Annotated in this window: 37 protein-coding genes; 21 read left to right on the top strand and 16 right to left on the bottom strand. The window is 45.9% G+C overall.

Annotated elements, in window-relative coordinates; translation table 11 throughout:
- Positions 1 to 113: 113 nt before the first annotated feature.
- Both QZ918_RS02965 and ftsH2 read right to left on the bottom strand, forming a co-directional pair.
- Positions 114 to 425: a hypothetical protein gene (locus QZ918_RS02965; RefSeq protein ID WP_293330857.1), complete on the bottom strand. Its 312-nt coding sequence runs from the start codon at positions 423 to 425 to the stop codon at positions 114 to 116.
- A 276-nt stretch (positions 426 to 701) separates the two neighbouring features.
- On the bottom strand, positions 702 to 2588 hold the full coding sequence (ftsH2, locus tag QZ918_RS02960; protein WP_293330854.1) for an ATP-dependent zinc metalloprotease FtsH2: 1887 nt from the start codon (positions 2586 to 2588) through the stop codon (positions 702 to 704).
- Between the two features lie 321 nt (positions 2589 to 2909).
- On the opposite strand from ftsH2, the gene fcmB reads away from it, so the two are divergent.
- Both fcmB and fcmC read left to right on the top strand, forming a co-directional pair.
- A complete protein-coding gene (fcmB, locus tag QZ918_RS02955; protein ID WP_293155295.1) occupies positions 2910 to 3992 on the top strand; it encodes a filament morphology actin-like protein FcmB in 1083 nt (360 codons plus the stop codon).
- A 20-nt stretch (positions 3993 to 4012) separates the two neighbouring features.
- On the top strand, positions 4013 to 4528 hold the full coding sequence (fcmC, locus tag QZ918_RS02950) for a filament morphology membrane protein FcmC (protein WP_293155292.1): 516 nt from the start codon (positions 4013 to 4015) through the stop codon (positions 4526 to 4528).
- Positions 4529 to 5084: 556 nt separating this feature from the next.
- On the opposite strand, the gene QZ918_RS02945 is transcribed toward fcmC, so the two are convergent.
- The gene (locus QZ918_RS02945) at positions 5085 to 6008 is read right to left on the bottom strand and encodes a hypothetical protein (protein WP_293155289.1); all 924 of its coding nucleotides are present in this window, start codon (positions 6006 to 6008) and stop codon (positions 5085 to 5087) included.
- Positions 6009 to 6160: 152 nt separating this feature from the next.
- Positions 6161 to 7558, bottom strand: coding sequence for a magnesium transporter (gene mgtE / locus QZ918_RS02940; RefSeq protein WP_293330851.1), 1398 nt, complete (start codon positions 7556 to 7558; stop codon positions 6161 to 6163).
- 174 nt (positions 7559 to 7732) lie between these two features.
- On the opposite strand from mgtE, the gene QZ918_RS02935 reads away from it, so the two are divergent.
- Positions 7733 to 7942, top strand: coding sequence for a hypothetical protein (locus QZ918_RS02935; protein WP_293330848.1), 210 nt, complete (start codon positions 7733 to 7735; stop codon positions 7940 to 7942).
- 93 nt (positions 7943 to 8035) lie between these two features.
- Complete coding sequence (locus QZ918_RS02930) at positions 8036 to 8245, top strand: hypothetical protein (RefSeq protein ID WP_293330845.1); 210 nt, start codon at positions 8036 to 8038, stop codon at positions 8243 to 8245.
- Here the strand turns inward: QZ918_RS02930 and QZ918_RS02925 are convergent.
- The 3 genes from QZ918_RS02925 to QZ918_RS02915 all read right to left on the bottom strand — a co-directional run bounded on the left by QZ918_RS02925 (position 8206) and on the right by QZ918_RS02915 (position 11859).
- Positions 8206 to 9942 (bottom strand): ABC transporter permease, encoded by a 1737-nt coding sequence (locus tag QZ918_RS02925; protein WP_293330842.1) that lies wholly within the window; start codon positions 9940 to 9942, stop codon positions 8206 to 8208. The two genes, QZ918_RS02930 and QZ918_RS02925, sit on opposite strands and share 40 nt — an antisense overlap.
- A 212-nt stretch (positions 9943 to 10154) precedes the next feature.
- Positions 10155 to 11501: an ABC transporter ATP-binding protein gene (locus QZ918_RS02920; RefSeq protein ID WP_293330839.1), complete on the bottom strand. Its 1347-nt coding sequence runs from the start codon at positions 11499 to 11501 to the stop codon at positions 10155 to 10157.
- Between the two features lie 184 nt (positions 11502 to 11685).
- The gene (locus QZ918_RS02915; RefSeq protein ID WP_293330836.1) at positions 11686 to 11859 is read right to left on the bottom strand and encodes a hypothetical protein; all 174 of its coding nucleotides are present in this window, start codon (positions 11857 to 11859) and stop codon (positions 11686 to 11688) included.
- 22 nt (positions 11860 to 11881) lie between these two features.
- On the opposite strand from QZ918_RS02915, the gene QZ918_RS02910 reads away from it, so the two are divergent.
- Entirely contained in the window at positions 11882 to 12025 is a 144-nt protein-coding gene (locus QZ918_RS02910) for a hypothetical protein (protein WP_293330833.1), read from the top strand.
- A gap of 80 nt (positions 12026 to 12105) precedes the next feature.
- On the opposite strand, the gene QZ918_RS02905 is transcribed toward QZ918_RS02910, so the two are convergent.
- Together QZ918_RS02905 and crcB are read right to left on the bottom strand one after the other, a co-directional pair.
- On the bottom strand, positions 12106 to 12228 hold the full coding sequence (locus tag QZ918_RS02905; RefSeq protein ID WP_293330830.1) for a hypothetical protein: 123 nt from the start codon (positions 12226 to 12228) through the stop codon (positions 12106 to 12108).
- A gap of 75 nt (positions 12229 to 12303) precedes the next feature.
- On the bottom strand, positions 12304 to 12702 hold the full coding sequence (gene crcB / locus QZ918_RS02900; protein ID WP_293331084.1) for a fluoride efflux transporter CrcB: 399 nt from the start codon (positions 12700 to 12702) through the stop codon (positions 12304 to 12306).
- A gap of 105 nt (positions 12703 to 12807) precedes the next feature.
- Here crcB and QZ918_RS02895 point away from each other — a divergent pair, with 105 nt between their 5' ends.
- Together QZ918_RS02895 and QZ918_RS02890 are read left to right on the top strand one after the other, a co-directional pair.
- Entirely contained in the window at positions 12808 to 13437 is a 630-nt protein-coding gene (locus tag QZ918_RS02895) for a macro domain-containing protein (RefSeq protein WP_293330827.1), read from the top strand.
- A 460-nt stretch (positions 13438 to 13897) separates the two neighbouring features.
- Positions 13898 to 14758, top strand: coding sequence for a M48 family metalloprotease (locus QZ918_RS02890; RefSeq protein ID WP_293330824.1), 861 nt, complete (start codon positions 13898 to 13900; stop codon positions 14756 to 14758).
- Between the two features lie 37 nt (positions 14759 to 14795).
- Here QZ918_RS02890 and QZ918_RS02885 read toward each other — a convergent pair whose 3' ends face one another.
- Positions 14796 to 14951, bottom strand: a complete 156-nt coding sequence (locus tag QZ918_RS02885; RefSeq protein ID WP_293330821.1) for a hypothetical protein — start codon at positions 14949 to 14951, stop codon at positions 14796 to 14798.
- 142 nt (positions 14952 to 15093) lie between these two features.
- On the opposite strand from QZ918_RS02885, the gene QZ918_RS02880 reads away from it, so the two are divergent.
- Positions 15094 to 15705, top strand: a complete 612-nt coding sequence (locus QZ918_RS02880; protein ID WP_293330817.1) for a hypothetical protein — start codon at positions 15094 to 15096, stop codon at positions 15703 to 15705.
- Positions 15706 to 16042: 337 nt separating this feature from the next.
- Here QZ918_RS02880 and QZ918_RS02875 read toward each other — a convergent pair whose 3' ends face one another.
- The gene (locus QZ918_RS02875) at positions 16043 to 16177 is read right to left on the bottom strand and encodes a hypothetical protein (RefSeq protein ID WP_293330814.1); all 135 of its coding nucleotides are present in this window, start codon (positions 16175 to 16177) and stop codon (positions 16043 to 16045) included.
- On the opposite strand from QZ918_RS02875, the gene QZ918_RS02870 reads away from it, so the two are divergent.
- On the top strand, positions 16176 to 16820 hold the full coding sequence (locus tag QZ918_RS02870; protein WP_293330811.1) for a hypothetical protein: 645 nt from the start codon (positions 16176 to 16178) through the stop codon (positions 16818 to 16820). The two genes, QZ918_RS02875 and QZ918_RS02870, sit on opposite strands and share 2 nt — an antisense overlap.
- A 265-nt stretch (positions 16821 to 17085) precedes the next feature.
- Here the strand turns inward: QZ918_RS02870 and QZ918_RS02865 are convergent, their stop codons facing one another.
- Together QZ918_RS02865 and dapB are read right to left on the bottom strand one after the other, a co-directional pair.
- Positions 17086 to 17799, bottom strand: a complete 714-nt coding sequence (locus QZ918_RS02865) for a DUF8619 family protein (RefSeq protein WP_293330808.1) — start codon at positions 17797 to 17799, stop codon at positions 17086 to 17088.
- Positions 17800 to 18039: 240 nt separating this feature from the next.
- Positions 18040 to 18867: a 4-hydroxy-tetrahydrodipicolinate reductase gene (dapB, locus tag QZ918_RS02860; RefSeq protein WP_293330805.1), complete on the bottom strand. Its 828-nt coding sequence runs from the start codon at positions 18865 to 18867 to the stop codon at positions 18040 to 18042.
- 266 nt (positions 18868 to 19133) lie between these two features.
- On the opposite strand from dapB, the gene QZ918_RS02855 reads away from it, so the two are divergent.
- The 12 genes from QZ918_RS02855 (at position 19134) to QZ918_RS02800 (ending at position 25152) form a co-directional block, all read left to right on the top strand.
- Positions 19134 to 21689 carry an EAL domain-containing protein gene (locus QZ918_RS02855; RefSeq protein WP_293330802.1) on the top strand — a complete coding sequence of 852 codons (2556 nt, stop codon included), beginning with the start codon at positions 19134 to 19136 and terminating at the stop codon, positions 21687 to 21689.
- Between the two features lie 65 nt (positions 21690 to 21754).
- Complete coding sequence (locus QZ918_RS02850; RefSeq protein WP_293330799.1) at positions 21755 to 21895, top strand: DUF4160 domain-containing protein; 141 nt, start codon at positions 21755 to 21757, stop codon at positions 21893 to 21895.
- Between the two features lie 428 nt (positions 21896 to 22323).
- Complete coding sequence (locus QZ918_RS02845; protein WP_293330796.1) at positions 22324 to 22518, top strand: hypothetical protein; 195 nt, start codon at positions 22324 to 22326, stop codon at positions 22516 to 22518.
- Positions 22503 to 22835 (top strand): type II toxin-antitoxin system PemK/MazF family toxin, encoded by a 333-nt coding sequence (locus QZ918_RS02840; RefSeq protein ID WP_293330793.1) that lies wholly within the window; start codon positions 22503 to 22505, stop codon positions 22833 to 22835. The genes QZ918_RS02845 and QZ918_RS02840 overlap by 16 nt, the downstream gene beginning before the upstream one ends.
- A 39-nt stretch (positions 22836 to 22874) precedes the next feature.
- Entirely contained in the window at positions 22875 to 23018 is a 144-nt protein-coding gene (locus QZ918_RS02835; protein ID WP_293330790.1) for a hypothetical protein, read from the top strand.
- A gap of 63 nt (positions 23019 to 23081) precedes the next feature.
- Entirely contained in the window at positions 23082 to 23336 is a 255-nt protein-coding gene (locus QZ918_RS02830) for a type II toxin-antitoxin system ParD family antitoxin (protein WP_293155222.1), read from the top strand.
- The gene (locus QZ918_RS02825) at positions 23326 to 23571 is read left to right on the top strand and encodes a PIN domain-containing protein (protein ID WP_293330787.1); all 246 of its coding nucleotides are present in this window, start codon (positions 23326 to 23328) and stop codon (positions 23569 to 23571) included. Before QZ918_RS02830 ends, QZ918_RS02825 begins: the two co-directional genes overlap by 11 nt.
- Positions 23572 to 23703, top strand: coding sequence for a PIN domain-containing protein (locus QZ918_RS02820; protein WP_293331081.1), 132 nt, complete (start codon positions 23572 to 23574; stop codon positions 23701 to 23703). It abuts the gene before it with no gap.
- Positions 23704 to 23845: 142 nt separating this feature from the next.
- Positions 23846 to 24139 (top strand): hypothetical protein, encoded by a 294-nt coding sequence (locus QZ918_RS02815; RefSeq protein WP_293330785.1) that lies wholly within the window; start codon positions 23846 to 23848, stop codon positions 24137 to 24139.
- Positions 24139 to 24327 carry a type II toxin-antitoxin system PemK/MazF family toxin gene (locus QZ918_RS02810; protein WP_293330782.1) on the top strand — a complete coding sequence of 63 codons (189 nt, stop codon included), beginning with the start codon at positions 24139 to 24141 and terminating at the stop codon, positions 24325 to 24327. Before QZ918_RS02815 ends, QZ918_RS02810 begins: the two co-directional genes overlap by 1 nt.
- Positions 24314 to 24493 carry a type II toxin-antitoxin system PemK/MazF family toxin gene (locus tag QZ918_RS02805; protein WP_293330779.1) on the top strand — a complete coding sequence of 60 codons (180 nt, stop codon included), beginning with the start codon at positions 24314 to 24316 and terminating at the stop codon, positions 24491 to 24493. Before QZ918_RS02810 ends, QZ918_RS02805 begins: the two co-directional genes overlap by 14 nt.
- 278 nt (positions 24494 to 24771) lie before the next feature.
- Complete coding sequence (locus tag QZ918_RS02800; protein ID WP_293330776.1) at positions 24772 to 25152, top strand: endonuclease domain-containing protein; 381 nt, start codon at positions 24772 to 24774, stop codon at positions 25150 to 25152.
- Between the two features lie 101 nt (positions 25153 to 25253).
- Here QZ918_RS02800 and QZ918_RS02795 read toward each other — a convergent pair whose 3' ends face one another.
- From QZ918_RS02795 to QZ918_RS02785, 3 genes are read right to left on the bottom strand one after another with little or no spacing between them, the layout of a single operon-like run.
- Entirely contained in the window at positions 25254 to 25463 is a 210-nt protein-coding gene (locus QZ918_RS02795; RefSeq protein ID WP_293330773.1) for a hypothetical protein, read from the bottom strand.
- A gap of 4 nt (positions 25464 to 25467) precedes the next feature.
- Entirely contained in the window at positions 25468 to 25836 is a 369-nt protein-coding gene (locus tag QZ918_RS02790) for a GIY-YIG nuclease family protein (RefSeq protein WP_293330770.1), read from the bottom strand.
- Between the two features lie 25 nt (positions 25837 to 25861).
- Complete coding sequence (locus QZ918_RS02785) at positions 25862 to 26128, bottom strand: hypothetical protein (protein WP_293330768.1); 267 nt, start codon at positions 26126 to 26128, stop codon at positions 25862 to 25864.
- Position 26129: the final 1 nt, after the last annotated feature.

Below are 26129 nucleotides of genomic sequence, written 5' to 3'. Positions count from 1 at the left end.
GTAATCGACCGGACATGATATTAGACTTATTCGATCGCCAATTTACAACTATAGTCAACCATCCGTGACAAAGATGAGTTGCGATCGACCAAAGTCCACCTCGGATCGAAATTTTACCAATTTTCGCCATCTTGGCTAACTCTGACAGTTCTAAACTGTCGCAGCCGACAATCAACTTCCATCTGCGCCTGCATTTTCTCGTTAGTAAACTGCTGAGTTCCTAAAACAATTCTGACGGCATAAGAGGGAGCACCTGGAAAATTGGATTTACTTAATTTTACGCTGCTGGGGTCAATGCAAATATCTACAAAACATCTTAATTTGGCTGCGCGGGCGCTCAAAGTATTGAGAGAAATAAAACTTAAACTAGCTATTAAAACTATTGACAATTTCTTGGTTGTATGATTGCAAAATCTATTTTTCATCTGCGTTAATTTGCGTTCATCTGCGGTGATAAATCTACTCGGCGGTTGAAACCGCTTCTACAAAAACAAAGTCCGCCTGCGCGGACTGAAGAAATTCAACCCGCACCAGGCGGGTTTTGTCTGTGTAGAAGCGAATTCTATTCGCCTTTCAAAAATCTACTCGGCGGTTGAAACCGCTTCTAAAAAAACAAAGTCCGCCTGCGCGGACTGAAGAAATTCAACCCGCACCAGGCGGGTTTTGTCTGTGTAGAAGCGAATTCTATTCGCCCTGAGTTTTTAAAGCTGAGGAACGTATTGTTCTTTTTCAGGAACAAAAGTGTATTCAGAGACGATTAGGCGCAACTCTTCGCCGTCGATCGTTTCTTTTTCGATGAGCAAATCGACTAGCCGATCGACTACGGTACGATTGTCGCGAATAATGCGGCGCGCATCTTCGTAACAACGATCGACAATTTCGCGAACTTGTCCGTCAATCCGAGAGGCAATTTCTTCGGAATATTCCGATCGCGCCGTGTAGTCCCGGCCGAGGAAAATCTCGCTTTGTTGAGCTTCTAGGGCGATCGGGCCCAAGGTAGACATCCCGTAGCGAGTCACCATTTGGCGGGCCATACCGCTGACTTGCTGCAAGTCGTTGCCGGCACCGGTGGTAACTTCAGCGTCGCCGAAAACTACTTCTTCGGCTGCGCGGCCACCCAAAGCACCGCTAATCCGGGCTAGGATTTGCGATCTAGAAATCAAACCTTGGTCTTCGCTGGGCATAAACCAAGTTAAACCGCGGGCTTGTCCGCGAGGAACTAAGGTAACTTTTTGTACGGGATCGTGGGCTTGAATGACTGTACCGACGATCGCGTGGCCGATTTCGTGGTAAGCAATCAAGCGTTTGCTCTTGCTGTCTACCAGCGGTGTACCTTCCATACCTGCGACGACGCGATCGACTGCATCGTCAATTTCCAGCATCGTAATCGCATCTTTGCGGCGTCTTGCTGTCAAAATAGCAGCTTCGTTGAGCAAGTTAGCCAAATCAGCACCGGTAAAGCCAGGAGTGCGGCGGGCGATCGCATCCAAAGAAATCTCCTCAGACAGCTTCTTGTTGCGCGCGTGAACTTCTAAAATTTCCAACCTGCCTTTGATATCCGGTGTATCAACGCTAACTTGGCGGTCAAAACGTCCCGGACGTAGCAACGCCGAGTCGAGCACGTCAGGGCGGTTCGTAGCAGCAATGATGATGATGCCAGTATTGCCCTCAAAACCGTCCATTTCGGTCAGCAACTGGTTCAGGGTTTGTTCCCGTTCATCGTTACCGCCACCGATACCGGCGCCGCGCTGGCGGCCCACTGCATCGATTTCATCGATAAAAATTATACAAGGAGCATTTTCTTTAGCTTTCTTGAACAAGTCGCGGACGCGGGATGCGCCAACACCGACAAACATTTCGACAAATTCTGAACCGGAGATGCTGAAGAAAGGGACGGCGGCTTCACCTGCGATCGCTTTTGCCAGCATGGTTTTGCCTGTTCCGGGAGGGCCTACTAGCAGCACGCCTTTGGGAATCTTGGCGCCGACTGCGGTAAAGCGTTCGGGTTTTTTGAGGAAAGTCACGACTTCGGCGAGTTCTTCTTTCGCTTCTTCTACGCCTGCTACGTCGTCGAACAGTACGCCTGTTTTAGCTTCCATTTGAAAGCGTGCTTTGGATTTGCCAAAATTCATGGCTTGGCCTGGGCCCCCCGGCACGTTGCCGCCGCGGCGGAACAGGAAGAACAGCCCTCCTACTAATAAGAGAGGAAATACTAGATTGCCTAACACTCCCCAGATGGCGCCGTCGTTGCGGAGGGGGTGAGTGTCGAAGCTAATTTTGGAATCTCTGAGTCTAGAAACGAGTTCCGGAGCATTTGACGGCAAGTCTACCCGCCACCGCTGCTCGTGATTGTCCAGTTCGGGATCGACGGCTAGGATGATCGCAGTGCGGCCTCCGTCGTATAAATCAACACTGGTGACTCGATCGGCGTTTAAGTAATCTAAGAATCTACCGTAGCTCAGGCGGGTGCTGGCGGTGTTCTTGCTCATTTCTGCCGGGGACGCGGCGAAGGCTCCCTGCCACAGGAAAAAGCCGATGACTAGGGCGGGTAAAGTCCAAAGTAGTATAGTTTGCCAAGAAATTTTCATAAATGCGGGTGCCTTGAATTGGGGATAGATCGGGGAAGCTGGCGGTCTCGGATTAGTGTGACAAAAGTTTACACTCAGAATCTTAACTAAATTTAACTTAACAATGCACGATCGGGCAAGATGTCGGCGATCGTGGCGATCGAGAAAAAGTTAGGTTAGTTACGGTAACGGCGATCGTCCCGAATATAATGTTTGGTGCTGATTTCAATACCAATCTAGGTAGAGTTAGAAGAAGCGCCTCAAAACCCACTGTCTTTAAGCGCGGCAGTGTCCAGGGATAAGGCATGATAATGGTGAGGCTCAGTGAGGTAACACATTTCAATGACAACTAGACAGCTTGTTCCTAATTCGGCTATGCTGACGCAGCAGACTAAGATCGCTTCTCACAAATCGATTATTAGTGCTGATTTGGGTCGTACAGCAACTAAAGCTTGCGTGAGTCGCAACCCAAATGGTGTTGTTTTCATCCCTGCCAACGTGGCTACTATGCCCGTGGAAAAGGTGCGGGGCGGCAGCTTTGAGTCAAAAGCAACAGACCCTCTGTTGGATATGTGGCTGGAGCACCAGGGCAAGGGGTACGCCATCGGCCAACTGGCCGCTGACTTTGGCGCTAATCTCGGTGGGGCTGACCAGTCGAAAGTAGTAGATGCTTTGGTTAAGGTCTTTTCCTGTGCTGGATATTTCCAGATGAAGGGCGAAATGGCAGTAGTGCTGGGTTTGCCTTTTTATTCGCAGGATCAGTTTGAGAAAGAAAAGGAAGAGATTATCAGCCAACTGCGCTCTCCCCACGTTGTCGTATACCGCGGCGAGCGTTTGGAAATTGACATTCGCCACGTTTGGGTGATGCCGGAAGGATTCGGCAGCCTGATTTGGTGCGAAGCTCAAGACAACAAGGAGTTTACGCCGGAGTTGCCGGAACTGTCGGTAGCTGTGGTCGATATCGGACACCAAACTACGGATTTGTTAATGGTCGATCGTTTCCGGTTCGCCCGAGCCGCTTCTAAGAGCGATTCCTTCGCCATGAACAAATTCTACGAACAAGTTGCCTCAAAAATTCCGGGGGCAGACCCTCAATCCCTGTCTTTATTGGAAGGGGTAAATAAACCCGAAGGGCAGCGTTTCTACCGTCCTAGAGGAGCGACTAAGCCGACTAATTTAGATCCGATTATTAAGGATTTACGGGAGGCTTTCGCTAACGAACTGTCCGAACGTTTGGTACAGTGGTTGCCGGAACGGGTGACGGACGTAGTTCTGACTGGCGGTGGTGGCGAATTTTTCTGGGAGGTACTCCAACCTTTGCTGAAAGACGCCAATCTTAAGGCTCACTTGGCTCAGCCTTCTCGGAAAGCTAATGCTTTGGGACAGTTTATTTATGCTGAGGCTCAGCTAGCCACGATAAAGTAACGCATTAAGGCTTGAACCCTATGGCACTGTGGGCAAAAAATAAGGCGAATTTCTCGGTGGCGTTTACGGAAGATGCTGCCGATCAAACTTTGCTGGCGGCTATTGAAAAAGAGTTGGCTTTTACGAAGTATCAGACTTTCAGCAATCTCTGCAAGCAAGCTTTGTGGCAGTTTTTGTCTGTATCTGAGTCTGCTAGCTCTACAGATAGCTCTGAGCGGTTGGAACAGCGTATTGCTGAACTTGCGGTCAGATTTGCTGAGTTTGAGCGCAATGTTTCTGCTGAGGAATTAAGCCGTTTGGAAGGACTGGAACATCACCTGAGTCAATTGGGCGCGCAGTTGGATCAGTTGCAGGGGAGTGTTGACAGTAAGTTTGCTCAAGTTTCTTTTGCCCAAGTTTCAAAAGTAGTAGAGCCCGATCCGATCGAGTCTGAGTCTGTAGCGAACGATTTAGTTTCTGATGCTGAGGTTGCTCCTCGTCGGGAGTCCGATCCTTTATTGGAGCGTTTAAGTTCTTTGTTACCGCAAGATTTCTAGAATGAGGTAGAGCAAGGCTAAAAAGCCTTGAGATGTGATGTTAGTGGCCCGCTGTTGGCAGCAGGTACTGAATAAATAAACAAAGCGATCGCTCTTTTGAAAAAAAGGGCGATCGCTTTGTTATTGGTGATTGGTTATTAGTTATTAGTTATTGGTGATTGGTTATTAGTTATTGGTGATTGGTTATATCATGTTCGGTCGATTACTATAACAAAAAACTGTTCGTAGTGCGGACTTCAGTCCGCAATATGCTGCGGACTTCAGTCCGCACTACGAACGGATCTTATCGCGGTCAATCGACCGGACACGATATTATTGGTTATTAGTCATTAGTTATTAGTTATTGGTTATTAGTTATTGGTTATTAGTGCGAGATTCCCCGCGATCGAACGTTATTAGTAATTGGTCAGTTAGTAGGGGCGGTGCCAAGAGTGTCCGCCCTCTTAATGCCCAGTTGTCAGTTGTCAGTTATTAGTTGTCAGTTGTCAGCCAACAATGCCCTATGCCCTATGCCCTATGCCCAATTCCCAATTCCCAATTCCCAATTCCCTCGAAATTATTCAATCAATCCTAATTTTTGCAAGCGCGAACGAATGGCAACAGGTTGTCGCTGAAATTTCTGAGCTAATTCACTAACTTCTTGGCAGTTTGCATATTCTTTCTGCAAATTCTCGTCTTCCTCCCGACTCCACTTTACGTAAGCCCTGGGATATTTCTGGCGAATTTTCTCATTCTGGGTTTTAGATCGATCGGCATTTTTGGGATCGGCATTCAAACCAGAACCCAAGTTTTGGTTGATTTCCCCGGCGCGGCTAGTTACAGCTTCCTGCACCCGGGTGGGAATCACAGCAATTTCTTGAGCAAGCTGAGCCAAAGCATTATCTACTTGTTGCTGAAGTTCTGTTAGCTGTCGCTGCTGCAAATTTCCCCATTGCGGCAGTTCGTTGATAAACTCCTGCAAGTCCAGAATGATTGTTGTCAAAGTTTCGACTTGTTGCAACTCAGGCCGTTGTTTGAATTGGCGGCTGGTGATTTCGATCTCGCTTTGAATCATTTTAATAGTTTTTTCTAAAATTATGATCCGCTGGCGCAGGTTCTCAATTGCTGAAATTATAGAGTGGGAATTTTCTGCCTGCCCAACATTGAGATTTTCGCGAGATGTTTGGGCAAGAGCTGTATCTAAAGAACTTACAGCAAGTTGTAATTGCTCGATCGCCCGATCGCTCGTAGCTGCTTGTTGGTTTACGCGATCGAAGACTGCCGCGGTACTTGTTTTAACTTGCCCGCGAAACTTCTGGCGGTTCACAAAATTCAACACCAGCGAAATTACTACAGGAACTTCTACATAAATGCTCTGCTGCAAAACCAAACTAGCAGCCAATCCTACAGCCGAGGCAGCAAGAAAGATTAATTCAGCAGTTTCTAACAAATTGCTCGATTTGGGATTTTGAATTTTGGTTGATGAATTAGATGATGACATAAGTTAATTAGGAATTAGTAATTAGTAATTAGGAATTGGGCAAACAGGGCATTGGGCAAACAGGGCATTGGGCATTGGTAGTTGGGAGGCTGTACATCACGGAATTTAAAATTACTATGGGTTTTTAATTTATGCGAATCTAATTAAATATATTATAATTGCAAAATTAGTCGAGCTAAAGTGAAATAAATTAAGACTCCGAGGACATCAACTGCGGTGGTAATAAAAGGAGCAGACATTAAAGCGGGGTCTAAACCCAAAGAACGAAAGAGAAATGGCAGAGCTGAACCGGCAATAGAAGCTAAAATTGCGATCGCCAGCAAACTCACCCCCACCGCGATTGCCACGGCTAAATTCCCTTGCAGAGTGTAAGCCCAGCCCGTCGCTACCGTCCCCAATATAGCGCCTAGGAGCGCTCCCGCCATCCCCTCACGCACAATTACTTGAAAGGGGCCCATTGCTGTAATTTCATCAGTATTCAAACCGCGAATTACTACAGTTGAGGACTGAGCTCCGACATTGCCTCCAGTGCCAGTCAGCAGCGGAATAAAGGCTGCTAGGGCGACCACTTGCTGCAAAATATCTTCTTGAGCTCTAATAATTGCTCCGGTGACAGTATTGGTCAACAGCAGAACAAACAGCCAGACGACCCTTTTGCGGGCGACGGTGATTAAATCGGTCTGAAAATAATTGTCGCCGCCGGACTGGACGCCACCCAAGGTATAAATATCTTTGGCTGCTTCTTGTTCTAAAATGTCGATCGCGTCGTCAACTGTAATGATCCCCACCAAACGCTGTTCGCGGTCTACAACGGGCACAGCTAAAAAATCGTAACGCTGGATCAGCCTAGCTACTTCTTCTCGATCCGTTCCCGTTTGCACAGAAACTACCTCGCGGGTCATAATTTCGCCGACAGTTTTGTCGAGGGGAGAAGTGACTAAATCCCGCAAGGATAAAATGCCACTCAACCGTCGTGCCGCATCAGTGACGTAAAGAGAATAAATGGTTTCGGTAGTTTTAGCTAAAGAGCGAATTCTGTCTAAAGCTTGAGCAACGGTAAAGCTTTCTTTGAGAGAAATGTATTCTGGGGTCATAATCCGGCCGGCGCTACTGGCTTCGTAACCCAAGAGTTGGGCCGTCGCTTCGCGTTCCGTTGGGCTCAATTCACCTAAGAGGCGGCGGACTAAGATGGCCGGCAGTTCGTCAAATAGTTTAGCTCGATCGTCCGGGGACATTTTATCTACAATATCGATGACTTCTTGGCGTTTGAATTTTTCGCAGAGGGACTGCTGAACGCTGGAGTCGAGATATTCGTAAACTGCGATCGCCTCGTCTTTAGAAAGCAACCGGAAAGCTATTACTTGCATGGTTTCCGGCAGGCCTTCGATAGCTTCAGCGATGTCTGCTTCCTGCACCGGCTGCAAAATCGCTTTTGCTCCTTGAAAGTCTCCTTGTTCCAACAAAGCCTTTAACTGCGATCGAACTAATTCCCGGAGTTCTTTTCGCGCGTAGGTGGGTAGAGAAGACGATTGATAATTGTTTTCTGTCACTGATGACCCTCCTCATGCAATTTTAGATTTTAGATTTTAGATTTGGGATTTGGAATTAAAGGATTGGGAATGACTTACTAAGTCAGCAAATTTGAACTTGACCTACAGTTGCATTTTTGTGGTAACTGGTATCAACCTGTGCTGCACGCCTTCCTGAATCCAGTTTATAGCCTATTGACACCACTGGTTGCAGTTATTACGATTTACACGGGCAGCGCCAGCAACCGATTTTTTTGCAGGTGCGGCACCACCAAAACCAAGCTGTATTCTGGAAACCGAGTTTCTTGGTATGATGTTTTCGCTCTAGTGCAACGCCAGTGTGAGTTCGGGAAAGTGCGATCGATTACCGATTACCAATTACCAATTAAGCTGTGTTGCATCTAGATTGCCTATGGTATTAGAGAGGGAGAAGAGGAGAGGGGCCGATGGGGATCGGGGGAGAGAATTTTTGATCGGGACTCGAAATATACAATTTAAATGCACAACAGCTTACCAATTACCGATTACCAATTACTAATTACTAATTCCCAATTACTAATTACCTTTGAGAATGGGTATACTCTCAACCCTTCGGCTTCGCTCACAGCAAGCTGTCAACTGTCAACTGAAAACTGTCAACTGTCAACTGTCAACTGTCAACTGTCAACTCAAACCAATAACTGGTATTTTTCTTGTGCCAAACGGTAAAGCGGGCGCCACACCAAACGGTTAGTCAATACAACCAACAGCGACATCACAGAAGTAGCCGCTAACAGTAAAGGAAAATTACCCGATGCCGTTGCTTCAGAAATCGTCTCTCCCAAACCGCTCGTTCTAATTATTTCACCTTTAAACTGCACGTATTCGCTGACAATACTTGCATTCCAAGCTCCGCCAACCGCCATAATAATTCCTGTGATTAAATAAGGGAATATTCCCGGCAAAATTAAAGTTTTCCAGCGCCCAATTAGGGAAAGTTTGTAAACTTGCGCGGCTTCAAACAACTCCGAAGGTATGGCTTGAGCGCCCGCAATTACGTTAAACAGCAAATACCACATTGTACCCAACATCATCAGCGCTACAGAACCAATTTGCAACCCGCCTCCAGCGTGAATTAGAGCTAGTAGCAATACGGGAAATAAAGCCGTTGCTGGTACAGAAGCGGCTATTTGCACTAAGGGCTGCAAAATCTGAGCTAAACGCGGATTTCGACCGATCGCCACTCCGACAGGTACAGTCCACAACAGCGATAAAAATAGCGCGCAAATGACTCGCAAAGCCGTAAAAAATGCACCTCCTACGACTTTTTGCCAATCAGATACACTCAGGAACCTCAGCAGCAGCACGGCTTCCCAGGTTCCCCAAAGGACGATCGCAGCAAACCCGCTGACAAACAGCCAATTGATCCAATTGCCGAGGCGGCTTTGGCGGCGAGGGCTTGTTGGTAAATGAGCAGGTGCAAAACCTCTTGCCAAAGCGCGATCGAAACTGTCACCTACGGGCGATATGCGCGACTTCAACACCCGCAGCGTCGCCGATCGCCTTAAAAAATCCAACACCTTGGACTGCGGTACATTGGTCGCTTCTACGGCTTGATATTTAAACTTTTCCACCCAAGCAATCAAAGGCAGCCAAATGAAAAAATCTATGGCTACAATCACACCAATTAATACTGCTAAACCCCAGCCGATCGCCCCAAAATTGCCTTCATTGGCTGCCTTCCCCAAATAGGAACCGAGTCCGGGCAGATGAAAGTTTTTAGCACCCAAGGTAAAAGATTCGATCGCAATCAAAAAGAACCATCCACCAGCCACTGACATGACGCTGTTCCACACCAGCCCGATCGCACCAGCTGGCAATTCTAACGTCCAAAATTGCTGCCAAGCATTCAGCCGATAAACTTCAGCAGCTTCTTTCAGTTCTTGCGGAATGCCGGAAAGCGACTGATAGAAACTAAAGGTCATATTCCAAGTCATTCCAGTAAAAATTAAGATAATCGATGCGAGTTCTACGCCGATTATTTGACCGGGAAATAACGTAACTAGCGCTAAAACTACTCCGGGCAAGAAGGATAAAGCCGGAATTGATTGCAAAATATCTAGTAAGGGAATTAAGATTTTTTCTGCGAGAGGAAAGCGGTAAGCTGAATAAGCATAAACTAAGGTAAATAGCAAGGATAAAAGATAAGCCGCTGTCATGCGTAAAAGAGTCTGGGCTGTATAGGCTGGCAAGACATTTAGCGTAGTCTCTATTTTAAAGTTTGGGTTGTAGTCACTGTTGAATTGAGAAGCTGTTTGGACTATTACTAAAATTAGAGAGAAGATTGCTAGAATCAGCAAGCCGTCTTGCCAAGTCCAAGTCGATCTTTCTAATGTTTTATTGGCTGGTGTTAGGGGTCTTGTCATAATAATTAGTTATTGGGCATGGGGAATTGGGAATTGGGAATTGGGCATTGGGAATTGGGCATTGGGCATTGGGCATTGGGCATTGGGCATTGGGAATGGGGAATTGGGCATGGGTAACAGTCAACAGTCAACAGTCAACAGTTAACAGTCAACAGTCAACAGTTAACAGTTAACAGTTAACAGTTAACAGTTAACTCTCAAATAACCAATAACTACTCATCTTTTTCTTCAGATTCTAAGAAGATTTCGCCGCCCGGTTCGTCGTAGCTGTATAATTCTGCATAGCGACCCCAGTCAATAGCAGTTTTCAATTGCCTCATTGCTTCTTGGGGGCTAAAGTGGGCTTCGAGAATATCCAAAATCAACTCTTCAGAAATGCGGTGATTTCGCTTTGACTGAAGCATTCGAGAAATTTGCTGTACTGCACGAATGTTGCTGAGAATTTGGGTGCGAACAATTTGTTTGCGCTGGTCAATTCCGCCGGCAATAAATTGAATTCCAACAGGTGTTAATAGCAAATCGCCTTCTTGAATTACTAGGAATTCCATTAATTTGGCGGCTTCGACGATCGGCAAAATGTCGTCTACCTCTAACATTAATTCTTGACCGAGGCGGTAGAGGTCTTTCTCTTTGCGATCTTCGAGGAGTTCTAACAAACCTGCGATCGCACCTGTGCGGACTTGCGGCAGAGATTGATATTTAGGGCTGGGGGCGGGTTGAGCCTGAGATACAGCAGTAGCGGTACTTTGAGTTGGTGCAGCCACTGTTTCGCAGCTTAACTCTGGATTCGTCAGAATTTTGTACACTTGGTCTACGAGGGCTTGGAATGCTGCTGTTTTGCGATCGCGGTAATGCGGCAAAGTCACGGTTAGTTCAGCGCGAATTCGTCCGGGATTGCGGCCGAGGACTACAATGCGATCGGCTAAAATTACCGCTTCCTCAATCCCGTGAGTTACGATTAATACAGCTTGAGTCGGAATCTTTTTTTCTAGCCACAAATCTAATAACTCAAACCGCAAGTTTTCTGCGGTCAACACATCTAAGGCTGAAAACGGTTCATCCATGCACAGCAATTCCGGTTCTACCGCCAAAGCCCTAGCAAATCCCACTCGCTGCCGCATTCCGCCGGACAGTTCTTTCGGATAAGCATTTTCAAATCCATCCAAACCGATAATATCAATCATTCGCAAGGCTTTTTGGCGGCGCGGTTCTGGCAATTCTCCTTTAGCTTTTAAGCCTAATTCTACATTTTCTAGTACCGTCAGCCAAGGATAAAGGGCAAAGTTTTGAAATACAATTGCTATCCCAGGATTTAAGCCGACTAAGGGACGATTGTGGTAAAAAACTTGACCGTCGCTGGGGGGAATTAATCCGGCAATCATCCGCATTAATGTAGATTTTCCCGAACCTGAAGGGCCGAGCAAAGCTACTATTTCGCCCGATCGCAGTTCTAAATTTATTGGCTCTAAAATAGATATTTTTTGACCGTTGGGCTGCTGGTAAGCCTTGCTGACACCTTTTAAGGTAATGAGGCACTCTGTTGCTATTTTAACTACCACAACTAAACTCCCTCGCTTGTTATTTAACTTTAGTTATTAGTTATTAGTCATTAGTCAGCAGTCAGCAGTCATAAGTCATCATTCATCAGTGCTGTCCCCGATCGCGAACAGTAATCATCAGTCATCAGAAGTGCGAGCTTAAGAACTCGCGAACATTAGTCATTACCCAAAAATTTTCACAAACTCACAACTGATATTTGTCGGCAGACACGAGTTTGCGTCCGTTGGTCTTAAAATTGATTTTTGGGTTTCCATACGTATACCTCATAAACTCATTTTTAGCAAGACCTGCTGGCGGGAATGCTTCATTCAGTTGACAGTTGACAGTTGACAGTTGACAGTTGACAGCACTTGACAAAGGAAGTCCGAGGATTGGAGTAATGAATCCTCTTCTTTTAATTTATCGCGATCGGGCTTGGGGCTTTAAACCAATGCTTTCTGGTAAAATCTGCAAGATATCAATTAAAGCTGAAATCAGGAGCGATCGCCAAAACCTGGTCGAGCTGAAAAAACTTAATTTTTAGATTAATTTTCAAATTTCTTGCTACAATTACTTATTTCATATAAATTATTTTTCATTAGACGAGCCGCAAGCCGGATACGTTCAACAGTTGACAGTTGACAGTTGACAGTTGACCATGGGAGAGCGACCTCTACCTAGAAGGAAGAGGATTGGAGTAATGAATAGTCTGATTTTAATTTCTCCCGCTCCGGGAGAGGCTTTCAACCAATTCTTTCTGGTAATGCCCTGTCCCTACGGGTGCTCGATTATATCTAATGAAAGAGGTAAACGATATTTTATCTATTTGCCAATTCGTGCTAAAATGCTGCCTAACTGAACGGCAATTACTCCGAGTATGGCACTGCCAGCCCAGTAAAAAGTGGCCAAGCTGTAAAACCGATCGCGCAACAAGACATTTGTCTCTAAACCGTAAGTCGAAAAAGTAGTATAAGCCCCCAAAAATCCCGTTGCTACCATTAACCGCACCTCCGATGGAACCGCCGGCACCCGTTCAAAAATCAGGGTGATAAAAAATCCCATAGCCAAGCAACCGGTGATGTTGATAAAAAAAGTTCCGTAGGGAAATGCGGTACCGAAACGGTTGGCAAACCACAAGGTGATATAATACCGACTCAATGCGCCGGCAATGGCACCGAAACTAATTGCGATCGGGTGGCGGAGATTGGGGTCTTGCAGCATCAAAGGATTTTAGATTTTAGATTGAGCGGACTCATCTAAAATATTGTATGATTAAAATGGCGATCGCCAGAGCAATCGCCATTTTAAAAATTATAGAGAGTATGTATGCAAATTGTGCTGGCTGCCGTAGATGATGACTTAGTTAGAGCGTGGGAAAGCACTTGCGGCAATATCGAGAATGTCAAAATACATCACGGCTCAATCTTTAGTGTGAAATGCGATGCGATTGTGAGTCCAGCGAATAGTTTTGGCTTCATGGACGGCGGTTTAGATTTAGCTATTTTGGAATATTTTGGTGGTCACGTTCAAGAACGCTTACAAAAACTAATTCAGAGTCGCCATCACGGCGAACTATTGGTAGGATTAGCCGAAGTTGTCGATACCGATCATGACGAAATTCCCTATTTAATCGCTGCCCCAACCATGCGCGTACCGACAATTTTAACAGACACAGTCAATGTTTATCTAGCAACTAGGGCTATTTTAACTCTCGTAAAATTTGGCACGGTTCCAGACGGAACGCCGGTCAAACATATCATTGAAACGATCGCGATTCCCGGTATGGGTACGGGTACAGGTAAAGTGCCACCCGATATCTGCGCGCATCAGATGCAAGTCGCGCTTCAAGATATCCTCCTATCTCAATATCAATTTCCTAAATCTTGGCTGGATGCTCAAAAATCTCACCACTTGTTATATGCTGGCGGTGCCGGACAGTGGCCGCTGGAAAATTGAAAAGCCCAAATCTCAAATTTCTAGATTTAGCAAGCGGATTTCTTGGTAGTCTGTATTTTGAGGTGGAGCGATTTATCAGAAATTAAAGGAGTGCATCTGGTTTTTGAATAGGGCTATAGCATGACCGCATATAAATTATTAGTTATAATCTCATATTGACGGAGGTCATGCGAAAGCCCCTACACACATACGTGCAAAACCCAGATGCACTCAACTAAAAACTAAAGTACGCTAAACCGTACCTGCAAATTGGCGGTATTCTACACGCGAGCTCAACTTGGGTAGATAGAATGTAGGAGAACAGATCGAAATACTCAAAACCAAAATTTATCTGTGATGCCACCAGATACTGCACTAGAAAGCGGGTTATTGGTAGGCGGTGGCGAAATGCCATGCAAACAACTATTGAAGGTCGATCGAGATTATTGCTTAATTTAGTGATTTCAGGGAGAGTCCCGAAATGAATCAAATTAAAACTGCTGCTTTGTTAGGTTTGTTAAGTGCGCTGTTAATTACCGTTAGCTATTGGGTAATCGGCGGTTCGGGAGGTGCAATTATCGGCATTGGTTTGGCCGCCGCCATGAACTTAGGTTCGTGGTTTTACTCGGATAAAATCGCTTTGGCGGCCTACGGGGCTGTGCCGGTAACTGCCAGCCAAGCGCCGGGACTTTATACAATGGTGGAAAGACTGGCCCAGCGCGCTAATTTACCGATGCCGGGAGTTTACATTATTCCTACTCAGTCTGCTAACGCTTTTGCTACCGGGCGCGATCCCGAACACGCCGCGGTTGCTGTGACAGAAGGGATTATGAATATCCTGTCAGAAGACGAACTCGAAGGAGTTATCGCCCACGAGCTCAGTCACATTAACAACCGCGACACGCTGACGCAAGCGGTGGCGGCGACGGTGGCGGGGGCGATTTCGTGGTTGGCACAAATGGCGAGTTACAGTATGTGGTTTAGTGGGGGTAGGGACGATCGCAACAGTCCGAATCCTGTGGGGTTGCTGCTGACAATTATCCTCGCACCGGTGGCTGCTTCCGTCATTCAGCTAGCCATTTCGCGCACGCGGGAGTTTTCGGCAGATGCGGGGGCTGCCCGGTTAACGGGCAATCCAAGGGCTTTGGCGAGGGCTTTGCAGCGGTTGGAAAGTGGGGCGCGCCAAATGCCTTTAGATGGTAATCCAGCTTTTGCGCCGCTGTTGATTGTGAATTCGTCTGCTGGTGACTGGTTTAGAAGTCTGTTTTCGACTCATCCAACTACCGAATCGCGGATTAAAAATTTGATGAAATTGGAACAAGAATTGCCTGGTTCTTATTAAGTGTTAGAATGAATCATGGCGCTACACATCGAAAGTTTTAACAGCCAGCATCAGTTCTGGTGCTAGGTTCAAAAGTTGATTCAACAGTTGACAGTTGTAGGGGCAGTGTCCCCGTGCCTGCCCTCTTCGTTGACAGTTGACAGTTGACAGTTTGAGAGCGACTTCTACCTAGAAGTCCGAGGAATCGAGTCATGAATAGTCTGATTTTAATTTTTCCCTCAAAGGCTTGGGGCTTTCAACCAATTCTTTCTGGTAAAAAGTCTTAAAGGCCAGAATTAATTCTGGCGCCACACATACAAAATCCGCGAAGGCGGAATACAAAAGGAGACATCGCAATGACTGAACCAAATTTGACTGAAGTAGAAGTAACAGTTGTAGAGGCTACTGCCGAAACGACGGCGATTGTTAAAAAAGAGATGCCGGATGCTACGCCGGAGGCGATCGCAGAAACAGCCGCTTTGTTTGAAGCAATTAAAAAACGCGCCGCCGCCGAAGTCCAAGCAGCCGGAGATCTCACCCGGGAAGCTTATTTGAAAGCCCTCCAGAAGGCTTCAGGCGCGATCGAACAAAATAAGTCGATCGCCAAAGACAGAATGACTGAGGCTGTCAGCCTGCTCAAAAAGGAATCCGAGAAAAATTGGCTGGTGGTGGATGCCATTAAAACGCGAGCTCAAGCCCAGGTGCAAGATGCCGGCGAAGTCAGTCGCGAAGCTTATTTGAAGGCGGTTCGACAAGCGCGAGAAGCGGTGGAACAAAATAAATTAGTCGAACGCGATCGCATCGATCAAGCTGTCGAGCACATTCACAAGGAAACTGAAAAGAATTGGCACGTGGTTGTGGGAGAAATTGAGTCGATTGGTGCTCGATTGAAAGAGACTGCCAAATCTGCTTGGAACTCGCTAACGGCATTTTTTGACAAGTCCGATCGCGGCGATTCCGAGAAGTAATATCATGTCCGATCAATTACCATAACAATGAAATTTTGTAGTGCGGACTTCAGTCCGCACTACAAACCAATTTGATAGCGGTCAATCGACCGGACATGATATAATGCCAAGCATCGAAAGTTAAAGGTACGTAGTTGGGCTAGAACCATCTTTGTCTGTAGTCTCAAGAGGGTTCGCATCCCAACTACGTGCCTCTTTCTATTTGGATTCAATCGGTAGTAAGATTAAGCTGAATTCGAGGGCGGTAAATAAAAGTTTTCTACTTTTCTACCCAGCCGCACTGTTGAAATACAACACTTCTGGATGCCGAAAAGTACGCGCGTGCGAAGCTATCCCGTTAGCGAAGCGTTCCCGAAGGGTAGGGAATCGCGATCGCGCCCACGCGCAAAAGTGGCGATCGAAACGATCGAACGGTTATCGATTTTAAGCTATAACATTGGTGAAACAAGGTTAATTTGAGGGAGTAAATCATGAAAAGTACGATCGCACCAGCATTTATTCTCGCCGGTGTCATGTTAATTGGCGGTTTGTCTGCTTGTGCACCACCCAACACCCCGGAAGCCTCGGAATCTAATCCTGCAAAGGAAGAGCCCGTAAGTTTAGAAAAACCAAAGGCGGATGCTGTTTCCTCCGATGCTGCTAAACCCGATTCGACTGCGGTAAGTCCAGTTAGTTCATCGGAAACAAAAAAAGATACTGCTGCTTCCAAAGATGCTAAATCTGACGCAGTGTCGGAAACAAAAAAAGATGCTGCTGCTTCCAAAGATGCTAAATCTGACGCGGTGTCGGAAACAAAAGCGGATGCTGCTGCTTCTAAAGATGCTCAATCTGACACTGTGGCTGCAAATTCCCAAAATCCCCAGCAACCGAAGCTTTCTAATGCCGAAAGGGCACAGAAGCGCAAGGAAGTTAGTAAAAAACTCGCAAAGGTACTCACTGTTGAGCAATACAAAGAGTTGAATGCTAAGCTGAAGTCTGGTGAAAAAATGCGTAAAGCTTTGACAGAAATTAATCTGACTGCTGAACAGAAGCCAAAAGTTAAGGCGATTATCAAGGATCTTTATCCTCGCGCCGCCCAAAACCTTCAAAAATCATCGGAAACTAAGCCGCAGTAATGTCGTGAAAGCACGTTTTGTGCGATCGCAATTCTAAAATTTTTGGGTTTTTGTAGGGTGCGTCAGGAAGTTACTTTTTTGGCATTGCTGGTGGTTTTTCCTGACGCACCCTGTCCTTTGTGAACAACACGATTGACAAGGCCACAGTCTCAATTCATTTGATTTGGATGCAGACTAAAGTCCTCTCTACGAACCTGATGCGGACTAAAGTCCTCTCTACGAACCTGATGCGGACTAAAGTCCGCACTACGAACCTTTTTTTTGTTCAATAATCAGCGGACGATCGCCTTTTCACCCTTGTACTTTCATTATCAGTATCTCGCCCTTTTTTTTGTCTGCCTTTTTTAATCTGCTGGCTCATTTCCACAAACAAATCCTTACGCAAATAAGGATAATCGCTCACCCACACATCGCGGCTGGGAATGTAAATATCCGAAACTTTGGCAATTCTGCCCAAATCTTCTTGATTCGACATGATTAACATTAAAGCAGCTTGCCCCGGGACAATTCCCTGATGACTTTTCTGCAAAGGAGCTCGCAGTGTCGTGGTAAATCCCGTTTTATCGCCAACTTCTAAATTAATTCGCGGTTCTAAGTTGTCAACAATTACCAGTTGTCCTTTTTGATTGACTGTTTCTTCTTGACTTGTGACTTCATCGGTGATATAAATATCCAATACTCGCCCTTGCCAAAAACCGCAGTATTTATATTTACGACATTCTGCATTCCTCAAACTCGCCCAGAAAATCGGCCCCCACAGCCAGTACAAACCAGCGATCAATCCGACAATTAAAACTATAGAACCGACATCGGAACCGACAAAACTATAAACTACTAGCAACAAAACTACAGCTACCGCAGAAATTAACATTCGCCTTAAAAAATCAGGCGGTTTACCCCAAATATATTTATATTGTGCTCCCGTGGCGACGGCGGGAATTAGTTCTTGAAAGGTTTCACGAGTTAAGGGAATTAGCATAAGAAGAAGGAAGAAGGAAGAGGGAAGAGGGAAGAAGGAAGAGGGAAGAGGGAAGAGGGAAGAGGGAAAAAGCAATAGGGAAAAAGCAATAGGGAAAAAACAAAAAGTAAGAGGAAAGAAGCTAATTAACCTTAGGTGCGTCAGGGAAAGTTATTAGTCTGTTGTTGTTACAGCTTTCAGCCCTGACGCACCCTACAATAAATGTCAACTGACAACTGTCAACTGTCAACTATCAACTGGCTACAAGATTTTTTCCAATCCGTAAACGAGCGATCGCAATTCCAGGACTTTCCGCACCGATAACAAAACACCGGGCATATAACAAGCCCGATCGCTCGTATCGTGTCGTAAAGTATAAACTTGTCCTGGGCCACCAAAAATTACCTCTTGATGAGCTATTAAACCGGGCAAACGGATGCTGTGAATCCGAATCCCTTCATCCGCCACCGAACCGCGAGCTCCGGCTATTTTTTCAGTTTCCTCAACTTCGGGCGCATTGAAAGTTTTTCCCAATTCTGCTAGCATTTGAGCAGTTTGAATCGCCGTGCCGCTGGGAGCGTCGGCTTTTTGATTGTGGTGCAGCTCGATAATTTCTACGTGTTCAAAATACTGAGATGCCGTGACAGCAGCTTGTTGCAGCAAAACCATGCCGATCGAGAAATTGGGTATAATCAAACAGCCGATGCTGGCTTTGTCAGCAAATTCACCTAAGTTATCAATTTGCTTGCTGCTCAATCCTGTAGTCCCAACAACTGGCCGTATACCATAAGCTATAGCCGATCGCACATTTTCATAAACAGACGAAGGGTGCGTAAAATCTACCATCACGCCTAATTGCTTTTCCTGAGATGCTAATACCAGCATTCCTTGCAAGTCGTCTGTTACCGGAACTTCTAACGGGCCGCATCCGGCTAATTCCCCCGCATCGGCGTTGAGGCACTCAGGAGAACGGTCTACAGCCCCAAATAAAGTCATGTCACCAGCATTTGCGATCGCCTTAATTACTTCGCGGCCCATCTTGCCACCAGCACCGTTAACAATCACCGGAATCGGAAGTTGATTCGCCATAATCTCAAAAATATCCTGAAACTTCGATCGACTAAATTTTAACGCTTGTGGGAATTTGGTGAAACAGGGGAATAAAAAACAGGACTTGTCGGCAAATCTTCAACAACCCGGTTTCCCCTCCAGAAATACTTGGCACAATCGAGTAATTAACTTAAATAAACTCGGTTTCGGCACAATTTCTGAAAAAATTACACTCAATCTCATAATAAGCTCAATTCTGTGGAACAGACTTGTGCGAAGCGAATTTGCACCCATATATTTTTTCTGTGACTCCCAAATTCTCTCGAAATATTCGTTCTGTACTGTCTGTCGCCACTGGTATCGACCTAAGTTCTCCAGGGCGCCGGGTCAGAATTTTGCCTGCAATGCTTGCGGGTGCTACTGTAACGCTGCTGAATCTGGGAGTTCAACGGTTCGGATGGCTCCAAAGCTGGGAATTGGGCAGTTTTGACTCGTTAGTACGTTTGCAGCCCGATGCGGGCCCCGATCCGAGGCTGCTGATCGTGGGAATTACTGAGGCCGATATTCAAGCTTTGGGGAGATTTCCGGTTTCCGACGGTGCGATCGCCCAAACCTTGACAAAATTGCAAAAGTACCATCCAAAAGTCATCGGTTTGGACTTGTACCGCGATTTGCCGCAACCACCGGGACACGAAGAATTGCTCGCCAAGCTAAAAGCACCGAATATAGTCGCGATCGCCAAAATGAGCGATGCAGAAAGTCCGGGAGTCCCGGCGCCTCCAGGAATACCGCGCGATCGAGTCGGTTTTAACGACTTCGTGCTCGACGCCGACGGGGTTGTCCGCCGCAACTTGATCTCAGTCTGGAAACCAGATAAGACTACTGTTTTTTCGTTTTCTGTGCAACTTGCCCGACTGTATCTCAAAGACAGGGTGCAGGAGGAAAAGAGCTCTGTTAATAGCAACCAAATCAACTGGGGCAAAGCAAAATTTTTACCTTTAAAATCTGACAGTGGCGGCTATGCAAATCTTGATGCCAGAGGCTACCAAATTCTGCTCAAATACCGTTCTGGGAATAATGTAGCGAGACAAGTCAGTATGTCCCAGGTATTGAAGGGGGAAATTGACCCAAGCTGGATCGAGGACAAAATTGTGCTGATCGGAACTACTGCACCTAGTACCAGAGACGTGTTTCTGACGCCCTACAGTCCGGTTCAAAAACAAACTCCGAAAATGCCGGGGGTGATTCTGCACGCCCAAATGCTCAGCCAACTATTGAGTGCGGTTTTGGAGGGGCGATCGCTATTTTGGATCTGGCCGCAATGGGCCGAAATTTTGTGGAACGGTTCTTGGGCTGTGCTTGGCGGGGTTGTGGCTTGGCGTATTGTCCACCCGGCAAGGGCGGGATTAGTTGGGGGTGCGCTGTTGGTGGGGCTGTTGGGAATTAGTTTTGCGATGTTTATTGAGGGTGGCTGGGTGCCGCTGGTGTCGCCGGCTTTGGGTTTAGTGGTGACTGGTGTGGGCGTCAGCGCTTACAGGAAGCTTTACGATGCTTTTCACGACTGTCTGACGGGTTTGCCCAACCGGGATTTGTTTGTGGAATGTTTGGGGCGGGCGATCGCCCACAATAAAGGCCAGCACAGCTATGTGTTTGCAGTGCTATTTATTGATTTAGACAGATTTAAGGTAATTAATGATTCTCTAGGTCATTTGGTAGGGGACGAACTCTTGATCGCCGTGGTGCGGAGGCTGAGGGCAAGTGTTGCTCGCGCAGATACTGTGGCCCGGGTGGGCGGTGACGATTTTGCAATTTTGGCGAGGAATGTCGATCTCGGAAGTGCGATCGATTTGGCCGATCGCATTCACCAAGCTTTAATTGTGCCTTTTGATGTAAGAGGGCAGGAGGTGTTTGTCACGGCGAGTATCGGAATTGCAGTGGGAGGCGAACCCGCTGCTACCACCCGGGAACAGCCGGAACACTTGCTGCGAGACGCCCACACGGCGATGTACCGGGCGAAGGCTTTGGGAACGGGAAGGTATCAGGTGTTTAATGCTTCGATGCACGATTTGGCCTTGGAGAGGTTGCGGTTGGAAACAGATTTGCGGATGGCCCTAAAGCGTCGGGAGTTTTTGCTGCACTACCAGCCTTTTGTGTGTTTGGCTAGCGGGAAGATTATTGGGTTTGAGGCTTTGGTGCGGTGGCAGCACCCCCAGCGGGGATTGATTTCGCCGCTCAAGTTTATTCCGGTGGCTGAGGAAACGGGGGCAATTGTGCAGCTTGGTGAGTGGGTACTGGAGGAAGCTTGCCGGCAGTTGCGGCTGTGGGAGGAAATGTTTAATTTCGATCGCCCTTTGATTATGAGTGTAAATTTATCTGGGAAGCAGTTTGCTCAGCCGGATTTGGTCGATCGCATTCAAGCTATTTTGGCAGAAACCGGTTTGAATGCCCAGAGTTTAAAGTTAGAGATTACTGAAAGTGTGGTGATGGATGATGTCGAATCGGCGATCGAAGTTTTAAAGCAAATGAAAGCGTTAAATGTCAAATTGGGAATTGATGATTTTGGCACTGGTTATTCGTCGCTAAGTTATTTGAGTCGGTTTCCGACGGATACTTTGAAGGTGGATAAGTCATTTGTCGGGCTGATGGAATTGGGCGAGGGGGAAAATGTGGCGATCGTCCGAACCATAGTCACCCTAGCCCACGCCTTGGGGATGGACGTGATTGCCGAGGGTGTAGAGACGGCGGCGCAACTAGCTAAGTTAAGGGCGATCGGCTGCGAATACGGTCAAGGTTATTTTTTTGCTAAGCCATTACCGAGCGATGAAGCTACTGCTTTGATGGCTTTGCGGCCGCAGTGGTAGTCATTAGTTATTCTTGTTCCTGCTTCATATACAATAATCCTCATATCGTCGTTTAGCAGAGCTTTATGCCAGAAGTTGCACGATTTTACGGAATAATTATCAAAATCTTCTTTGGAGATCGTCCACCTCCTCATTTTCACGCAGTTTACGGTGAGTACAATGCTTTGATCGGCATTGAATCTCTAGATATTATTGAAGGAGATTGACCGAATCGGGCTCAAAAGCTGGTAATAGAATGGGCTACGTTGTACCAGAAAGAACTGCTGGATATGTGGAATAGCCAAGAATTTAGTAAACTGCCACCATTAAAATAACTGTGAATATGAACTGTGGCAGAATGGAGTCGGTTGCACGGATGAGGAAATCGATCGACACATTGAATCTATTCGTCTTGTTGCTGGTTGAGTAATAACGATCGACGTGCTGAGCGATCGCCCTTGTTGACTGATTGATGCCAAAGGGGCGATCGCTTATCTGCGCTTACAAGGAAGAGGTTCCTGCAATTGGCTAAAGTTCGTGATGTTGAGCCGAAGAAACCAGAGGAATCTGCGGGATGATCTGATAATCTCAACGATGCTATAATAGATAGGAGTTACGCATTACCTCAATTAGTATATTTTTATAGGTAAATAAGATGAACACAAAAGAATTACTCCTTAAGGAAGTAGAAAATATTCCAGAATCTATATTAGAAGAAGTTTGGAATTTTCTGCAATTCCTCAAATTAAAATACAATCAAGATAAGTTAGAAGCAAGCCTGCTCAGTGAATCATCTTTGGAAAAAGACTGGTTAAAGTTAGAAGAGGATGAAGCATGGCAGAATTTGTAAAAGGTGATGTAGTAGTTGTTCCATTCCCATTTTATGATTTAACACAAGCCAAGCGCCGACCGGCTTTGGTTATCGCAACTTTGGCAGGAGACGATCTAATTCTTTGTCAAATTACTAGCCAGAGAATTGCCGATCGCTATGCTATTACCCTTGAAAGTAGTGATTTTAGTGAGGGTGGACTTAACCAAACTAGCAACATTAGACCTAATCGCTTGTTTACCGCAGATCGAGAAATTATACTTTATAAAGCCGGTCAGATTAAAACTGAGAAGTTAAACGAGGCGATCGCTAAGATTGTTAAAATTATTCAGCAGTAATTCTCTATTGTCAAGCTTTCCCTCTGCTCAAAATGCTGTTTGACTAGATTGTGTTGTGCGATCGACCTTTCCATACCAAAAAGGCGATCGCCCTTTGTGACTTATTCCAAAAGGGATCTCCCTAATCTGCGTTTACAAGCAAGGCGATCGCGCCATCTTCCCGCAGCCAAAAATGTTAAATAACAAAATTGGATAATTTTTGTTATTATGGGAAGAGTAGTTGACTCAAATAGGTGACTCAACATCATGAATATATCCTTAACTCCTGAACTAGAGAAATTTGTTCAATCAACAATCAAAAACGGTAGGTACTCATCTGCTTCTGAAGTGATTCTGGCTGCGTTACGATTGCTAAAAGAACGGGAAATTTTAGTTGTTTTGAATCCGGTTTCGTCAGATGGGAACCAGAAACCCAGCTATGATTTCTCTGATTTGGTGGGGCGATTAACCTGGCAGGGAGATGCAGTAACAATGCAGAGGAATCTACGCGATGAGTGGTAATCGCTATGTGTTGGATACGAATGCGATCGTAGCTTTGCTTCAAGGGAATATTCAACTGGTTGAATTGCTTAAAGATGCTGATTGGATCGGAGTTTCAGTTATTAGCAAAATAGAGTTTCTGGTATTTCCTGGGCTGACTCAAGACGATCGTCAGATTTTTGAGCAGTTTCTGCAACGAGTGGAGGTTCTTGGTTTAGGGGCGATGGATGCTATTTTGATTGAGAAAATTATTTAAATTCGCCAGCAACATCGCTTGAAATTACCGGATGCGGTTATTGCAGCAATGGCAATCCAAAATTCAGCAACTTTGGTGACAGCCGATCGAGAGTTTGGAAAGGTAACAAGTTTAACGGTAATTAATTGGTAGAGATCGCCCTTGGTTGAGAAAAAGTTGTAAAGGGCGATCGCACATTTTGACTTATTCCAAAAGGGCGATCGACGATCGCACTCAACTGGAAGCTAATAGTTGTATAATAGACAAGCTAGGCAAGCGCAAAAAGTGAAAACCTATGTCACAGGCAATCCTCAACCAAATTGTTAATCAGCTTGAAATGCTGGAATTTGTCGAGTTACAGGAACTAGAACGTGCGATAGCGAAATATCTGGTCCAGAAACAGCAAGCTACTAAACAAAAACAAACTCAAAAATCTGTTAATAAAAAGCAATTATTTCAAGAATGGGATGCCATTTCTGATGAGGAAGCTGCGGTACTAAAAGCTGAGTTTGCCACCGAAGATTTAGCTTTTGCAGAAGTCGTCTTAAGTGATTATCTGCCCCAACTTCAGCAACAGGATGAAATTTGATGCTAGGAGATATTTATTTAGCCGATCTGAATCCTTCTAAAGGTTCAGAACAAGCAGGAATTAGACCAGTCATTATTGTACAACGAGATACATTAGACCGCTTTACTACGACGGTGGTAGTAATTCCGGTAACAAGTAATCTGCGGCGATGCTCAAATACCGGGGACAATTATTTTGCCAACAGGTGAAGGTGGTTTAACACAGGATTCAGTCGTGCTTTGCTATCAAATAGTAGCGATCGATAGAGAGCGATTAATCAAAAAAATCGGTTCTCTTTCAGCAGATTATGTATCTAGATTACAGGTGGCTTTGCAGTATACACTGCAAATGGATGAATTTGAGAATGTAGAATAATATAAAGGGCGATTCCCTACGGGATAGCTTCGCACGCGCGTACTTTTCGACTAATTCCAAAAGGGCGATCGCCCTAGTTGTCAAGTAAACATCATGTGAGATAAACTAATTCTAAAACTATTCCCTAAAAATATCGCCCCTCCACCCACAATTTAAATGCACATCTTGTCCCCCCCTTCCTAAGGGGGGCTAGGGGGGATCAGCCCAAGACTAAGCAACCCAACCAACAATTTCAACCAACATCCAGTCCCCCTTTAATAAGGATTACCAGTGAGATAATGCATTTATTAAAAGACTCAAACTTCCACCTACCATACAACCCAAAACTCATCCCCATCGCCAAACAACTGCGAAAAAATCCAACTCCATCCGAAAAAAAACTGTGGCAGAATTTTCTCAGAAATTTCCCTTTGCGAGTTTTGAGACAGCGCCCGATCGACAATTTTATCGTAGATTTTTATTGTGCGGCTTTACTGTTAGTAATTGAGATTGATGGGGAGAGTCATTTTACGGAACAAGGGAAACTATATGATGCAGAAAGAACCGGGATTTTAGAGGGGTATGGATTGAAGGTTGTCAGGTTTACGAATGTTGAGGTGTTGCAGAGTTTTGAGGGGGTTTGTGGGGAGTTGTTGGGTTTGATTGAGGGTGATTGTTGAGGCCAGATCCCCCCTAGCCCCCCTTAAAAAGGGGGGGACATGAGGGGAGGAGAGTTGAATGGGTTGATTGATGCGATCGGGGCGATCGCACTGTACGATCGCTAGTCAATCTTGGGCTTGCAATCGACAAAGGATAAAGCCTCTTCATCGAGATAACCGGCGATCGCCATTTCAATTACTGCCCAAACTGGATAGTTCATTGTTTTAGCGCGCAGGGATAGTGCTTCACGAATGGTTTTGGGTAATCCTTCTAGGAAGATTTGTGCTAATTCCGGTGACAGATGTTCGGTGATAATAGGCTGAGTTTGCATAGAATTAGTCCCTCGCTGGAATTTTCACGTTATAGGGTGGGTTAACAGCTTGAATGATGAGGCTTTCTAACTCTGATGATAGCTGAATCCATTGAGTAAAATCTAGCTGGTAAAAGGCGATGCGGATGTCTGTGGCTTTCAATCCTTCAATGAATGCCCAAAGTAAAGCTTTGTGGCCACCACGAAAGCGATCGCGGAGTGTTCTAGTTTTGCCAATGTAGAGGATTCCAAGGGTGCGATGTTTGACAGCGTAGATACCAGCCCTCATTGGAAGTTCGCGAAATTCTTTGGAAAGGGTAATACAATCCTGAAAGGGAGTGGATGCAAGAATATTTAGTATGGCTTGGGCTTCTTGCTGGATGGATTCAGGCATAGCAGTGGGAGAATGGGCAGTTTTTTCATTCTACAGTTCGATCGCCCCTCTCCATCGACAAGACCGATCGCCCTTTCCATACCAAAAAGGCGATCGCACTTTTTGACTTATTCCAAAAGGGCGATCGCTCTTTTGGCATCTGGTATAGATGAAGGGCGATCGCGCTTCCCTGCAAAAACATTCGCAACCAAAAGGGCGATCGGGCTGACCTTGAGTTGAGGAGATAGATCGCCCTTTTTTGAGAAAGAGGAATTAAGGGCGATCGCCCTCCCCAAAAGCGATAGCCCATCAAA

This window comes from Microcoleus sp. CAWBG58, from assembly GCF_020883045.1.
Classification (GTDB): domain Bacteria; phylum Cyanobacteriota; class Cyanobacteriia; order Cyanobacteriales; family Microcoleaceae; genus Microcoleus.
The sequence above is the reverse complement of the archived record's forward strand: the minus strand, read 5'-3'. Positions and strand labels throughout refer to the sequence as shown.